General features: G+C 51.8%; 14 protein-coding genes. 4 read left to right on the top strand and 10 right to left on the bottom strand.

Translation table 11 applies throughout. From position 1 onward, the window contains the following. Positions 1–295 precede the first annotated feature (295 nt). Complete coding sequence (locus AC2FFF_RS17210) at positions 296–1,228, bottom strand: SdiA-regulated domain-containing protein (RefSeq protein ID WP_142639638.1); 933 nt, start codon at positions 1,226–1,228, stop codon at positions 296–298. Positions 1,229–1,410: 182 nt separating this feature from the next. Here AC2FFF_RS17210 and AC2FFF_RS17205 point away from each other — a divergent pair, with 182 nt between their 5' ends. Continuing rightward, a complete protein-coding gene (locus tag AC2FFF_RS17205) occupies positions 1,411–2,169 on the top strand; it encodes a DUF4956 domain-containing protein (RefSeq protein WP_271952813.1) in 759 nt (252 codons plus the stop codon). On the opposite strand, the gene AC2FFF_RS17200 is transcribed toward AC2FFF_RS17205, so the two are convergent. From AC2FFF_RS17200 to AC2FFF_RS17175, 6 genes are all read right to left on the bottom strand, one after another. Beyond that, complete coding sequence (locus AC2FFF_RS17200; RefSeq protein WP_271952812.1) at positions 2,170–3,111, bottom strand: metallophosphoesterase family protein; 942 nt, start codon at positions 3,109–3,111, stop codon at positions 2,170–2,172. Beyond that, a complete protein-coding gene (locus AC2FFF_RS17195; protein ID WP_281973660.1) occupies positions 3,101–4,534 on the bottom strand; it encodes a hypothetical protein in 1,434 nt (477 codons plus the stop codon). Before AC2FFF_RS17195 ends, AC2FFF_RS17200 begins: the two co-directional genes overlap by 11 nt. Before the next feature lie 784 nt (positions 4,535–5,318). Further along, positions 5,319–5,492: a hypothetical protein gene (locus AC2FFF_RS17190; protein WP_170355752.1), complete on the bottom strand. Its 174-nt coding sequence runs from the start codon at positions 5,490–5,492 to the stop codon at positions 5,319–5,321. Positions 5,493–5,892: 400 nt separating this feature from the next. Continuing rightward, positions 5,893–6,507, bottom strand: coding sequence for a hypothetical protein (locus AC2FFF_RS17185; RefSeq protein ID WP_271952807.1), 615 nt, complete (start codon positions 6,505–6,507; stop codon positions 5,893–5,895). A 55-nt stretch (positions 6,508–6,562) separates the two neighbouring features. Beyond that, positions 6,563–6,982, bottom strand: coding sequence for a hypothetical protein (locus tag AC2FFF_RS17180; protein WP_271952805.1), 420 nt, complete (start codon positions 6,980–6,982; stop codon positions 6,563–6,565). A gap of 244 nt (positions 6,983–7,226) precedes the next feature. Further along, on the bottom strand, positions 7,227–7,526 hold the full coding sequence (locus AC2FFF_RS17175; protein ID WP_170337109.1) for a hypothetical protein: 300 nt from the start codon (positions 7,524–7,526) through the stop codon (positions 7,227–7,229). A 571-nt stretch (positions 7,527–8,097) separates the two neighbouring features. Here AC2FFF_RS17175 and AC2FFF_RS17170 point away from each other — a divergent pair. The 3 genes from AC2FFF_RS17170 to AC2FFF_RS17160 all read left to right on the top strand — a co-directional run bounded on the left by AC2FFF_RS17170 (position 8,098) and on the right by AC2FFF_RS17160 (position 9,978). After that, a complete protein-coding gene (locus tag AC2FFF_RS17170; protein WP_170555158.1) occupies positions 8,098–8,613 on the top strand; it encodes a DUF805 domain-containing protein in 516 nt (171 codons plus the stop codon). A gap of 74 nt (positions 8,614–8,687) precedes the next feature. Beyond that, the gene (locus AC2FFF_RS17165) at positions 8,688–9,458 is read left to right on the top strand and encodes a hypothetical protein (RefSeq protein ID WP_496751213.1); all 771 of its coding nucleotides are present in this window, start codon (positions 8,688–8,690) and stop codon (positions 9,456–9,458) included. Next, entirely contained in the window at positions 9,442–9,978 is a 537-nt protein-coding gene (locus tag AC2FFF_RS17160; protein ID WP_170668087.1) for a hypothetical protein, read from the top strand. The genes AC2FFF_RS17165 and AC2FFF_RS17160 overlap by 17 nt, the downstream gene beginning before the upstream one ends. Before the next feature lie 603 nt (positions 9,979–10,581). Here the strand turns inward: AC2FFF_RS17160 and AC2FFF_RS17155 are convergent. From AC2FFF_RS17155 to AC2FFF_RS17145, 3 genes are read right to left on the bottom strand one after another with little or no spacing between them, the layout of a single operon-like run. Continuing rightward, positions 10,582–11,529, bottom strand: coding sequence for a PhzF family phenazine biosynthesis protein (locus AC2FFF_RS17155; protein WP_281973663.1), 948 nt, complete (start codon positions 11,527–11,529; stop codon positions 10,582–10,584). An 18-nt stretch (positions 11,530–11,547) separates the two neighbouring features. Next, complete coding sequence (locus AC2FFF_RS17150) at positions 11,548–12,528, bottom strand: alpha/beta fold hydrolase (RefSeq protein WP_281973664.1); 981 nt, start codon at positions 12,526–12,528, stop codon at positions 11,548–11,550. A 60-nt stretch (positions 12,529–12,588) separates the two neighbouring features. Beyond that, positions 12,589–13,215, bottom strand: a complete 627-nt coding sequence (locus AC2FFF_RS17145) for a pyridoxamine 5'-phosphate oxidase family protein (protein WP_281973665.1) — start codon at positions 13,213–13,215, stop codon at positions 12,589–12,591. Positions 13,216–13,292: the final 77 nt, after the last annotated feature.

Genomic DNA, 13,292 nt, shown 5'->3' with positions numbered 1-13,292 from the left:
TGCTGTATTTTGGAACTGAAACAATGGCCACAAAAGTGCAAATGATCGCAATTACAACCGAGTTGGTTACGGACATTATCGATAACCTTAAGGTGACTGAGCATGTTGAAGCCCAACGTTATTACATGGTTCGCATGTGTGAACCTGACGCTATTCGAATATATTGATGGGTGATGTTTTTTAGAAACATATCGAACAGAGCGCAGATTTACTTAATATGCTGCACATAAGACGGCACTCATTTACACAACCCCGCTTTTCAACCACGCAGAGTAGAGAACTAGTAGGACAGTCCTCACAACTCCGGTTGCTCAAAAACATAAAGCCGCGATTTCTTGGCATCATCTGTCAGGATATAGAGAAGCCCTCTGATCTCATCGAGAGCGATCCCTTCGGGATGTTTAACTTCTTTTTGTTTTCCATCTTCTGTGAACGTCAAACTGATAGACTTTACGGACTTGGATTCTGGATTGTAGATGAAGATCTGACGGCCTTTGTCACTCACAATCCAAAGAGAACGCGAGGACCGGGACCATGCCAGGCCGCTCAAATCCAGTTCATCATCATCTACACGCTCGGAGATAAAACCTGCATCGCGGGCTAAAGGAATGATCTCAATAATTTCGTCTAGCTCTGGCGATAACACCATTAACAACCTTGGTTGTCCCTCAATGCCAACGAAGACCCGCCCGGATTCCGGGTCAACGGCGATACCTTCGGGTCCCTTATTCAAAGGGTTGCCGACGAGTAATTCAGCGGCGGTCGGGTAACCTTTAAGAGATGCGAGAGGTATTGTCGTCAGTTGAATGGGGTCAGTTGGGTGAACGACTAGGATTGATCGGTCAGTTTCTTGAAGCACCAAAACAGACCCATCTTTTCGAGGTGCAACACCCTCCAAATCTGATCCTGCCAATGCTGGCAACTTGAAAGAGTTTCCTAATACCCCGTCGACTCCGAGTAGGTGCAGTTTAGGTTCGGCATCACTTACAGACCACAAGAAGCCTTCAGTGTTAGACATTGCCAAACCGGAAGGCTCTGAAAATCCCTCTGATTTGTCTGCCACCTTGAATTTATCGACCAGAACCAAACCAGCACTTTCGGCGTAGGCAAAATCGGTCCAAGGCAAGAAGGCTGCCGCAACCAAGCTGGCCGTAAAAGCGAGTCGTCTAAGTTTGCAGAAACACCGTGAAATTGTAGGTTTTGACGGAAACACTTTGTTTTCTGCCATTCAATTTTCTCGCGCTTGGACCATATCCTTGTATCAGCGTTCGTATCACAGTCCGGACGCGATGTCCGAAGAATGCACGGTAATCTCTTTACCTGATCCCGCCTGTTGCGATTGAATTGAATAGGGCACGATGTGCCTTTGGTGAAGCGTAAGCCTTTGGCGTGAGCAGGAAGGAAGACAAGTTGAATACGACCCTCACATTTGTGACCGTGTTGTTGATGCTGCTGTTGCCAGGTGCTGCGGTGTCACAAGTCGACCCTGCGACGATGCTGGCCGGGGCTTCGGAATCGGAAATTCTCATCGAACGCCAGTGGACGCAGTTTCGTGGCAAACAGGAACTGTATTTCTTTACTCTCGATGTGATCGTCACGATCATTCTGGCTGGCTTGATCGTCTATCATCCGGTGAGACGTAAAGCCCGTAGAAGTGTCAGCGATATCGTCATGCCGCGACTGTTCTTCCTTTATGCGCTTGTCGGCATGGCGGTTGGCTTTCTGGTCGTACAGCACGGATCGATGATCGGGTTCGTGATTTTTGGAATAGGAGCTCTGTTAAGGTTCCGATCAAATATGGATGACCCGGTCGACACGGTGGAAATGATTATAGTCACCGTGCTTGGGCTGGCGGTAGGGCTGGGCTTACCCTTGATGGCCACACTGGTGGCGGTTGTATGTTGGTGTTTCATTTGGCTCGGAGGGCGAAACAAGGGCGTGGAAGTTTCGCTCAAGGCTTCGGATGAAGAACACTCATTGAAAGTCAGCCGAGACATTGAAGCCATGGCCGCAGACGCTGGCTGGAAGCTTGTCAGAAAACACCACGTCCCAGGAAAATCTCGCGTTTCGTTGCTTTTCATCACCTCGGGAGGACTTTCAGAAGCCCGGATAGAAGAGATGGTAAACGATCTGGTCCCAGAAAAAGTCGAACTGAAACTCAACCTCTAGTCATTTCACAAGGTCTAATCGTTTCAAAACAGCATTCGGAGATCTGATCTCTTTCGGGAGCGACTTGAAGTTTACCGACCTTTCGAAATCAGGCCCTCGATATACTGCTATCCCAAACTCTCCGTTCGGCTGGAACTTAACATGAGTGAAGCTGTGAGGTGATCTGGCGCTATCGCCAATAAGCCGACGCGGACCACCTCCCAAACAAGCTTGAGAGACGTAGGCCACACCGTCTTTCCAACCGGGATAGAAGGCATGATGGTGGCCTGACAGGTGCAGAACGACACCGCTTTCCAGGTAGATTTTCTCAAGTGTTGAGTCACCGATGATTTCACGTTCGCGCTGGATCGCGAAGGGCCAAAGCGGAAGATGACTGAAAGTCACAATCGGGTCTCCATTTGCACCCAGTTCCACAAGTCGGTCCTGTTGATCACCGGATAGCGGCCCTAAGGTCGTAGCATCCAAAGATGCAAACGTTACGCCCTGCATCTCAAACGCGTAGAAGAACGGGTAGTCATCCGAAACCAGGAAGTCGACGTCTGGTTTTCTTGGTTCCCATTCTTCTGCGTATATTTTTCTTTCACGCTCGAACCCACGGTACGCAGAGGCATCATGGTTCCCAGGCGTGACCGCAAATGGAATGCCGGCAGCCTCTAAAGGGTCTGATACGGCCTCGTGAAACGCCTTCCACATCTCCCTGACCTGTTTGTCGGATAAGTTGGGGATGCGCTGTCCCGCAACCATATCTCCGGTCGAAATAACCAAATCGGGATCAATCTCGACTATCCGCTCAATCGCTTTGTCGACGCGGGCATCGTATCTTACCGAACCATAGCTTCCGTTCAGATCCGATATGACGATAACATCCAATGCCACCGCTTTGCAGGCGATCAGAGCGGTCCAAATGAACGCCGTAAAAAGGGTGGAAAGCTTACGGGGCATTACAGTCCACTGCCTCTACCTCGGTGTCGTTTCTCAAAAAGAATGCGACAGGATCCAAGTCGAACATTAAATCACCATTAGAACAATTGTCCTGGAGAATGGACGTTGCCAGCTCGGTGTTTTTCACAACTTGGGCAATCTGACTGTCTGACAACCCAAAGCTTTGCGACAACCAGCCGTAGACGGGACCTTGAGATTGAAGATCATTATTCAAAGCAACCAAGCGCCGGTAGGTGCTTGGAGAGAAGTGCCGCATTTTCTCCAGCATTTGAGTAGATTTCGCGAAGTTGGCATACTCGACCCGCCCCCCAGCATCGTTGTCGTTTAGATTGCTTCGACGGATCAAAAGCGCGTGGGCAGGAACATCTCCATCCTTTGGCTGATGGTGCTTCGCTTTCTTATGCTTCAGCTTTCCGTCTTCGACCCAATACCAATAGGGTGTGAAGTCTATGTTTCCTACGCGGTCCTGCTGGCTAAAGATGAAGTCGAGGAGAACAATTTCGGAGAGTTCTTGCATCCAAAATGCCATCTGTTGGTCGCTGACATCGGGACCGAGATCCTTGTTGATCATCCGGTCTTTTCTGCCTTCTCCGACGCCCTCTGCGATTGCCTCTGACAATGGTTTTGAAGACCGCAAAGCCAAGAAAGCGGGGGTTTCCTGAAAATCGCGGTTCTGACCTTTCCCCCAACCAGATTTACGGGTGCCGTTGATTTCCGAGCCGTATCGATGCCCAGGGCTATCAAGCAGCACACCATATATTTGCGTTCGATCTGCGGTGAACAGATCGTCGGTTGGCTGGTATGAGTTCGGGTCAGCATCCGCAGCTGCGAAGACCCGCCAGCCTTCGTGGTTCATGCGCCCGCCATGAGAGCCACCAGAAATCGCAAGGCCAGGCTCGGCGACCTCTGAAAAATGCGCCTGGGCGTCCATGCTACGCCAAACGGCGACTGGAACTTTGACAGTCGCGTCGAAATATCTGGAGAAATGATAGTAAAGCAGTGAAGACGTGGAAAACGTTCCACTGGTGCCTTTTTGGTTCATGGTGGACTTGAATTTAGCCACCCTGTCCATGGCCAGATCTTTTGCTGCCTTCCCCTCTTTGCAAGCGTTTCTCTCGAATTCAGAACGGTTCCCCATGTAAGGTCCTTCCGAAATATTGTAGACGGCCATTCCTGGGCTGGTGCTCCAGGTTTTCGGGCAAATGGCAATTTCGGAGGCATAGAAATCGATCTCGCAATAGGCAGTTTCTTCTTCAAGATCGCTGTTCTTGTACTCGCCCGTTGGAACTTTTTCGATCCGAATACAGCGTTCCATAACACCATTGGGACTATCAAATGTCGTGGCTTCACCTAGAACATCGTCGTTCGCCCACAAGACAGTGGGTGCAATGAGAGCAAGTGACCCCAGAAGATTGAACTTCATTTGGATAGTCCTCCCGGTATCATTTAGGGCAAATCGCTGCCTGTTGTTCGGTGGAGATTTTCAACTTGGGGTCAACACTAAAGTTGGAGAATTTTGAGTCGATCCACTGGTCGCACCCGCCTGAACATGGGGCCCCGTTTCGGGCATCATTCCAATATTCCTTGGCCCTTTCTTCTGTCCAACCGCAAAACTGAACGAGCGCCATCGCCGACAATGCACCTGAGGAATGAACCCCCCACATACAGTGCACCAGAACAGGGCCCTTTCCAGGGTTTTCAATCACCTCGTGTATGGACGCCATGACAGCACCGGGTCGGGAGGATCTGGCGCTTTGATAGTCAAGGGACCCGTTTCCACAACTGGTGCGACCGTATTCGGTGTTTTTGCCAAAGTCGGCATAAAAACCGGTTGAAAACCCTTCATTGCACAGAGTTTCGCGTTGACCTTCACTCAGGCCAGTTCGATCCTTGTCGCCGCCCTTGAAACCGGATCGATACAACACTCCGCTTAAGACTGGGCGAAAGAAAGCGACACCATCAACGCCTCCGTCACCCCCCTTTGAAAGCATTTGACTGTTGGTTGGACCGCCATTTCGACTGGTCACGTCAGAGTTCGCAGCGGTTGCGAGAAAACCAATGAATATGAGGGACGCAAAAAACCGCATGCCAACTCCTTTCTATTCTTGAACCTCTGATGCCCAAACCTTTGCGACCTGATAGTCTCTCGGAAAGGCTAATTCACGACGACCATATCAAGTGGGCAGTTAGCTTTCCGCTGTGGAACTTTAAATAGGCCACACCAGATTGATGATAACGACGACCACGAAGTAGGCTAGAAAAACTTTCCAATTCCATTGGTGCTTGTTTTCTTCGTTGATCACGCCAGCCGATTTCAATGCCAGGTTAGTGATGATCAAGGCGACTACGATGACCGCCGCGTGTGCCAGGTCGAAATGCAAGTTTGAGCTCCTTCTTCAAGATTTGGGATTGATGGAAATTTGTCAGCAGTCACCTGATGGCAGCATAGCTACTTCTGAGTACCTTCCCTCAGACGTCGTAATCCGAGCACATGCACCAGTATCCTTGTTAAACCAGTACGAGGTCAGACCTTCGCTTCGGATGAGTTCAAATCCGAGACTTTGGATGCCCATTTCAGCTTGGCCCGCTCTTGCCCCTTCAAATGACGAAAGATCGCTAGAGCTGCCCACAGTTGGTGCACTTGCATCCACTGATCCGCCACTGTCGTCGCATGCTGCAAGCGCGGTAGTACACGCCGTGCCGATCACCAATAGGACCTTGGGTTTCATCTGTTTTTCCCTCTCTTTTTATACTTGCGTTCCAGGGTTTCTGATTGATCACCTATTCAATTCCGAAAATGACGTTGTAGTCGACGGAAGAGTTGCTGCGATTGATAACCTCCACAACATGATCACCAGATTGCCAAAGCTGTCCTCGATACTCCTTGTCCGCCGACATCAATCCCAACAGTTCAGAACCATCGGGGTTGCGAATAACGTAGTCCAAGGAGCCATTTCGCGGAGCAACGCGAACGTAAAGGAACTGTTCGCTTTTGGCACCGAGAACATATTGCTGTGACGCTCCGGGCGCGAGTTCACCAACGAGTTCGGCGCCGGTGGAACCACCATCGAATTTGACACGTTGGCTACCGGTAGAACCGGCCGCGCCTGCCACTGCTCCACCGCCATCATCCATCGCCTCGACAACCGCCATCTCGCCGATGTTTCCATCCTTGTACGCGATGCAGCGCCAAAGTGTTCCACCTGCGTCTCGCAGCATGACGAGCGTACCCGCCTCTGAGAACTCTGAGCTTTCAATCGTTCCGGATTGACCGTCTGGTCCACCAACCTGCCGCAAGTGGTCGATACAAGCGTCATCGGCTTCTGACATTGCAAGAGCAGCTGTGCCCGAAAATACAAACATGGGTGTGAGGAGTTTTAGTAAACTGAGTTTCATCAGATGGTTCCCTGTTGGTTAATCCTTACAGTTTTGTTCCGTGCAAAGCGGAACCTCACTTCGTTTCTCGTAACTTTGACAGAAACTCGTCGCATGCCTGTGCGCTGCCGACGATCTCGCCTGTCGTTTCAATTCCTTGCAGAGATGCCATCTCGGAATTTACGCGATTGAGGATTTGATCCGCTTGCTCGGCGGTGATCAGGTTCTCGGCTTGTGCTCCTTTCAATGTGGTGCAAACACCGGCGGACAAGCCTGTCGCAACGCCGACACCTATCGCGGCACCGCCACCCATGGTCATCGCCCCAACCACGCCGAGGGCGAGCCCGATCACGATACCCAAGATCACTTTTCCCAAGTTTTCCTCCCTTTTGGTGAGAAAGAGTTCAGCCTTCACTGCTGGCGCAAACCGCGTGCCCACCTGCAAATCAAAACCAGCGCCAACAGGTTGAGCACCGGTGCAATCGCCGCGAACCATGGTTTGGCCGACTCAAAGACCAAGTCCGCTACAAGTATCCAAGGTAGTCCCAACGGCAAAAGGAACACCCCGGACAAAGGGTCTCTTTCTTGCCCCAGCCAACCAAATGTACCCGTCAAGAATGCAAACAAGGCCAGCAGGTAAAGGATGGCGAATACGATGGTGGTTATTCTACAAACCAAGTCGAACTATCCGAAGAGTGAGCCAGTGCTGCGTAGCCGTATTCAGCTACGCACCAAACAGGTCACAATGCGCCTTCGTCGCCAAGGAACTCGATACCAGCTGTCGCGCCATCACTGTAAGCAATGCAATTCCAAGGAGCACGATCCTCGCCAACGCCGACTGTGACCTGTGTTCCCGCCTCGCTAAACGCGGATGAGAGCACCACGACTTGCGAATTGTTCGTCGTGTTGGCTACATCTCGCAAACACGCCTGCTGAGCCGGCGTGAGCTCGGCGGACGCGCTTGATGTACTCGTGTCGTCGCAGGCCGCAAGCAGTGCGAAACATGTCGCGCCTGCAATCATCACCATCTTGTTAGACATTTTCTTCTCCCTCTGGTTCCCTTGAAATTAGTGAAATTGGATGGGCTTGTTTGAAGTTCTCACGTCAGAGCAGGCTATGGAACATACTTCGACCCAGTGATTTCCCTTTCCAACAACTTGTCGCGGGGGGCTTGGCGGGCAGAGCGATTTTACTTTGACTACCGAGACCGCCAACAACGTGTGAAAGCTGAATGACGACACTGGCAAAAGCTCGAGCGAATTCTGGAAATAGGGCGAGTACGTTTAGTCTGAGCATCGCGTCCTCCCAGCGCTCAATCATTGTAAAGTGCCTTCCGACCGCCAGCACTCACTCCAGCAGTCGGAAGGGCTCGGCACAGCGAGCAGCAACGACAACAACCGAGGTAAAATAAAGTTGTGTCGAATTCGCATGTTTGAATCTAATTTTTAATAAATCAATATTTTTTCCGCGCGCAAAATTCACTACGCTCCCGTACGATAGGCTTCTGCTTTCAAACAAAAAGGTAAGTGGGAGCGTCCATAAGGGCGAATGTGATCTTTTGGCTCGGCGAGGCGTTCTGAGGCCGCACAGAAACTGAAAAAGGATTGAAAGATGGGATTTGGTGAAGCCGTTAAAACGTGTTTCTCGAAGTACTTCCAGTTCTCCGGCCGGGCTTTACGCTCAGAATATTGGTGGTTCTTCTTGTTTGTGGTTGTCGTGAGTGCTGGTTTAGCTGTGCTGGATACGATCATATTCGGGACCAACCCTGAAACAGGGCAGGGATCTCGGGTTCTGTCCTCTGTTTTCCAACTGGCCGTTCTCATACCTATGCTGGCCGCCGGTTGGCGGAGGCTGCATGATACAGGACGACCTGGCTGGTACTTGCTGCTGCCGATGGCGCTCAGTATTACAACGCTTTTTGTTATGCTGGGTGGGGTAGCGTTCTTTTCAGTATTGGAGCAAGGGACCGAAAATCCCGATGCATTGCGAGGACCTGCGGCCGTCCTGGGTGTGACCGGTATCGTTGTTGTCTCAATCCTTCAATTGGTTCTGTCCATTCTGATGATCTGGTGGCTGACACGACCTTCCCAAGAAGGCGCAAACGAATACGGCGAACCTGTTTCCTGATCTGGCTGTCCGGGCAATTGGCTGGAACTTCTGCTGAACGACAGTGCGAACCGTAACTCAATGGAGAGAAAAAAATGAGCTGCAAAACCATTTCCATTGGAATGCTAGTGATGGCAGTGGCGACCACAGCATCAGCGGAGTGGTCGTTCAGCTCCGGGCCCAACCCCAATGCGTTTATTCAGACAGGAAACATGACGCTGGAACTTCAGTGTGACCGTATTCGCTTTGCTCCGGCTGGATACGAGGACAGCCAGGACATTGCGGACAAGCAGGGGCTTTCCATTCGTTTCTTGAAGAACGGCACCACCGAAGTTGGAGCATTTCAGGTTGGCGCAGAAAACGCTGCCGTGCAGATCGTCGACAACTATCCCGTCGAGGTCAGTTTCAATAGTCAGCCGGACTATGGTTTTGTTCTGGACCAGCTTGCGGCCAATGCATCGGTTAATCTGTCGATGATTGATCAAGATGTCAGCTACGGAATTTTTGACTTGAAAGGTTCCAGCGCAGCAATTCGGTCCCTTCGTTCTGCGTGCGATTTAGAAGTTAGCCAAGAGACCTCCTACGAAGCGCCCGAAGGCATCGTCTATTGTGGTGGCGGAGCGAAAAAACGCGTGATCGAACCCGTAATTTTGGACAATTCGGAGGGGGAGTGGGACGCAAGAGTAACAGTCAACGGCGAGTCGATTAGAGCCATGACAGCCTACAGTTACTTCGGAAACTCTGAGCCGCCGGCGGGATTTGTTGTCGCCCTGCTTGGGGAAGACAGGTCCGAATTTCTGATTTTTAAAGAAGGCTCGGCAAACTGGCTGGAATACGGGGACTACAGGTATGAACAATGCAACTGAAGCCACCTTCCAACCGGCTTCCCAATTGGCAAGCTACTTGAAACGTTTGGTATCTGCGATCCTGCTTGGTTCGGGCCTGGTTTGGACCTCACCAGTTGTCGCGGCTGACGTTTCGCAACTTCCAACCGGTTTGCGAGCAAAGGTTGATCTGGCGGCGCAGGCATGCGCGGAGTTCAACAACGGTCAGTTTGACATAGCCTGGGGCGCGGTTGAAAGGGTCGATCTCGACGGAGATCTTCAACACGACTGGGTTCTGAATGAGTCTGGTTTCGCGTGTTCAAGCGCCGCATCTCTTTATTGCGGAACTGGCGGATGCATGTCGCACTTTTGGGTTAGTGAAGAGGTGCACTCTTTGCTTAACCAAGGTTGGACGGTCGTTGATTTTGGGCGTCAACGCGTTGTCGTCGCAGATATTCATGGATCCAATTGCGACGGAATAAACCCAACGCCTTGCGTCACCGCCAGTGTTTGGGATGCGGACGCTAAGACGTGGCGCTCGTCTGCTGGCGATTGGGAATAAGTTACATTTGAGCATTGCAGATAAGCCATAGGAGCTGGTTTGTTCGATGGGTTCTCTGTGGCACGCAAACTTATGGGCAAATCGTGCAAAGTTATGCGCAAATACCGCGCAGAGTTATGGGCAAGCTTCCAAGATTTTCTTCAATGAAATCAATGTTGGGAATGTAGCGTTATGAGCGCACCTACAATTTTTGTAGGTGCTCCCAAAGCTTTGCATTTCGCCTAAAGATTTGCATCTTTGGCCCAAAACATTGGGCGCAAAAGCCACGCACAGAATTTAGAATTCAAAGCTAATTGCGCACAGCGCAAATTTTGGTTGGTCCCATGCCATAGACGTGGCCTCCGTGAAGCTTGAAGTTTGCCGCTTCCAACCCAAAGTGGACAAGAACAATCTACGTCAAGAGCGGAATGCGGACTTCCGCCGTAGTTTTCTCAGATGGCGGCTGTAGGCTACAAGATAAGCGGGTGCTATTGCTTAAGGTCAGCGATGCCCAGGAATCCGGACTTTGCAAAATTCAGCGGACGGCCCAATTCGGACGTGGCCCGATGGGCGTCGTTGCTGCGGTGCAGCCCGCCAAGCCAGCCATTCGCCGCGAGCGCAACGCTAGAAACTAATTCGACGCGAGCACATGACCTTGCCGAAACCACCTGCCAAGAGGCCGGAGATTGTTCCATTGTCGATTTCCAGATCGACTTTTATCAGGCTCGGACTCGCCGGGTTCATAAACACCCCTTGTTCGATTTGAAATGATCGTTGAGATGATACGACAAAGTCGTGCAATACACATGCTAAGGGCCCCGCAGCCATCCCCGTCGCGGCTTCTTCCTCAATCGCGTATCGGGGCGCAAACATGCGGGTTGTAGCGTCTCGGTCGGTCGCCGATGGGTCTCTTGTGAAGACGTAGTAGCCGATCAAATCCAGTCGTTCGCTGATTTGCGTGATTTTGGCAAAATCTGGTTTCACATTGGCAAGACCATCGGCATCAGCGAGGCCGATGACAATGAAACTGTTACCGGTATTGACTAAAACCGGTGGTATTTCCTGATCAAGATGATGTCTGTTGATCCCAAGGGGGTTCAGTACATCGTCGATGTTTACACCTTTTTCCACCCATTCCTCTGGTATCGCGTATTTTGGGGCCAGCTGTTCCATATAGGCGGCACCCTCTTTCATTAGTATGCGCCTTGGCCCATCAACTGTCTCCTTCGAGGTGTTGGGATTGGGAATCCGGCCCAGCGCGTCAAGGTGAGAGAAGGCGGCAATTGTTGCATGACCGCAATGAGCGATGCGCCTGTTCGGTGTGAAGAAATCCAGTTTGAAGCCCTCTGTCTTGGACTGCGACACAAAGGCCGTTTCGGACAATCCAACCCTTGCCGCGACGGTTTGCATATCCTGTTCGCCCAATTCATCAGCATCCAGGACGACGCCTGCGGGATTTCCACCGGCGCCACCGTCGACAAAGCCGTGTACGATTTCAACCGTTACCTGTCTGACAGTATTTGCTTGCGTATTCATTGGTTTTCTCCATGCGTCGGCCGCACCTTTGAGCATGGTGCGGCCAGTTTTACGTCAGTTGCTGGCGGCGGTGATGCGGTTCAGAAAGGCGGTCATTTGCGCCGCAATCTCGGGCCCATATTCTTCCAGCGCGAAGTGACCCGTATCGAGCAGATGAAACTCGAGATCATTCAGATCGCGTTCATAGGGATAGGCGCCTTCGACCGGAAAGATGTGATCATTCTTACCCCACATCAGTAGCGCCGGGGGTTGATGCTTCCGAAACAGCGCTTGCCATTTTGGGTACTCGGCAACATTGGTGCCGTAGTCTAGGAAGAGTTCAAGTTGCACCTCTTGATTACCTTCGCGGTCGAGCAGGTATTGGACATGCCAATAATTGTCGGGACTGATCAGTTCCGGTTTTTTAACGCCGTGGGTGAACTGCCATTTGGTTGCATCCAGAGTGAGGAATCCACGAAGCTGGTCGCCGTTCTCTTGCGATGGCTCGGCCCAATAGGCTTTGATTGGATCCCAGAACTCGCGCAGCCCTTCCTTGTAAGCATTCCCGTTTTGAATGATGAAGCCGGTTACCCGCTCGGGCTGTTCCGCAAACATTCGGAAACCAACCGGGGCACCATAGTCCATCAAATAGACCGAGTACTGTTCGACTCCCTTCCGGTCGAGCAGCGATGTCATCATTTCGGAGATATTCGCGAAGGAATACTCGAAGCCTTCGGCCTTTGGCATCTCCGACGCTCCAAATCCGGGAAAATCGGGTGCGATCACGTGGTAGTGCTTGGCCAGTTCAGGGATAAGGTTGCGGAACATATGTGATGAGGTCGGAAAGCCGTGAAGCAGCAGGACAGTAGGTCTGTTTGGATCTCCTGCTTCACGATAGGCGATAGCGATATCGCCGATTTCTTCCGTGCGGAAGCTGACAGCCTGCGTGGCTTCAATTCCAGTCTCTGCGGCGATTGCTGGCGCCGGTGTAAATGGCGCAGCAATGGAAAGTGCGAGAATGCTGGCGCTCAGGACGGATTTCAGATTGCGCGACATGGATGTTTCCTTTCTTCAGGTTACGGCGTGCGTGCTTGAACGCGCGGGGCTTGATATCGGTCAGTTTTGCTGACCCAGTGCCTCTTCGAGCCTTGCGTTTCGAGCTTTCAGTGCTTCCAGCTCAGTGCGAAGCGGGACGAGGTAATCTTCAAATTCTTCAAGGGTCAGGCGTTGGGGGATGTGCTGCGGGCAGTTCCAGTCCATCGCCTCAAGCTTGATCACAATCGCCCGCTCAGGATGAGCGCGATAGCCCGGCTCACTCAGGCGCTGCATCAGCGCCGGATCGGCATTGGCATCAATGAGTTTCGCCCGACCCCAGATCTTGAGGCGTCGCTGATTGGGATAATCCATCAGGATCAGCGAGATTCGGTCATTGCCCAGCAGATTCCCAGTGCTGAGATATTGCCGGTTGCCGCGGAAATCGGCGTAGGCAAGTGTCCGTTCATCCAACACTTTCAGAAAACCCGCTGGTCCACCGCGAAATTGTACATAGGGCCAGCCGGTTTCCGAGACTGTTGCCTGATAGAAGCCGTCTCTTTGCCCGATGAACCTGGCCTCGACCGGGCTGATTGAGTCCTCCTGACGCGTGCCGTCCAGAAACTTCGCGTAGCCGTTAGCTGACCCGTTTTTGGCCTGCGTTTCGCGAACGGAGGGCGTGAAGCTGATCTCTGCAAAGGGTCGTGCCATTGAATTCTCCATCTCGGCCTGGGCGATGCCCTGGGACTGAGGTGAAGTTAATTGGAGCTTTCAAGTTGCGGAATTTG

It is taken from the genome of Ruegeria sp. YTSA226 (assembly GCF_059609905.1).
The sequence above is the reverse complement of the archived record's forward strand: the minus strand, read 5'-3'. Positions and strand labels throughout refer to the sequence as shown.

Excerpts from the sequence above, each read along its gene's own strand:
- AC2FFF_RS17200 (WP_271952812.1), bottom strand. The coding sequence starts at position 3,111 with ATGCCCCGTAAGCTTTCCACCCTTTTTACGGCGTTCATTTGGACCGCT.
- AC2FFF_RS17170 (WP_170555158.1), top strand. The coding sequence starts at position 8,098 with ATGGGATTTGGTGAAGCCGTTAAAACGTGTTTCTCGAAGTACTTCCAG.
- AC2FFF_RS17160 (WP_170668087.1), top strand. The coding sequence starts at position 9,442 with ATGAACAATGCAACTGAAGCCACCTTCCAACCGGCTTCCCAATTGGCA.
- AC2FFF_RS17185 (WP_271952807.1), bottom strand. The coding sequence starts at position 6,507 with ATGAAACTCAGTTTACTAAAACTCCTCACACCCATGTTTGTATTTTCG.
- AC2FFF_RS17175 (WP_170337109.1), bottom strand. The coding sequence starts at position 7,526 with ATGTCTAACAAGATGGTGATGATTGCAGGCGCGACATGTTTCGCACTG.
- AC2FFF_RS17155 (WP_281973663.1), bottom strand. The coding sequence starts at position 11,529 with ATGCTCAAAGGTGCGGCCGACGCATGGAGAAAACCAATGAATACGCAA.
- AC2FFF_RS17195 (WP_281973660.1), bottom strand. The coding sequence starts at position 4,534 with ATGAAGTTCAATCTTCTGGGGTCACTTGCTCTCATTGCACCCACTGTC.
- AC2FFF_RS17145 (WP_281973665.1), bottom strand. The coding sequence starts at position 13,215 with ATGGCACGACCCTTTGCAGAGATCAGCTTCACGCCCTCCGTTCGCGAA.
- AC2FFF_RS17210 (WP_142639638.1), bottom strand. The coding sequence starts at position 1,228 with ATGGCAGAAAACAAAGTGTTTCCGTCAAAACCTACAATTTCACGGTGT.
- AC2FFF_RS17180 (WP_271952805.1), bottom strand. The coding sequence starts at position 6,982 with ATGGTTCGCGGCGATTGCACCGGTGCTCAACCTGTTGGCGCTGGTTTT.
- AC2FFF_RS17165 (WP_496751213.1), top strand. The coding sequence starts at position 8,688 with ATGAGCTGCAAAACCATTTCCATTGGAATGCTAGTGATGGCAGTGGCG.
- AC2FFF_RS17150 (WP_281973664.1), bottom strand. The coding sequence starts at position 12,528 with ATGTCGCGCAATCTGAAATCCGTCCTGAGCGCCAGCATTCTCGCACTT.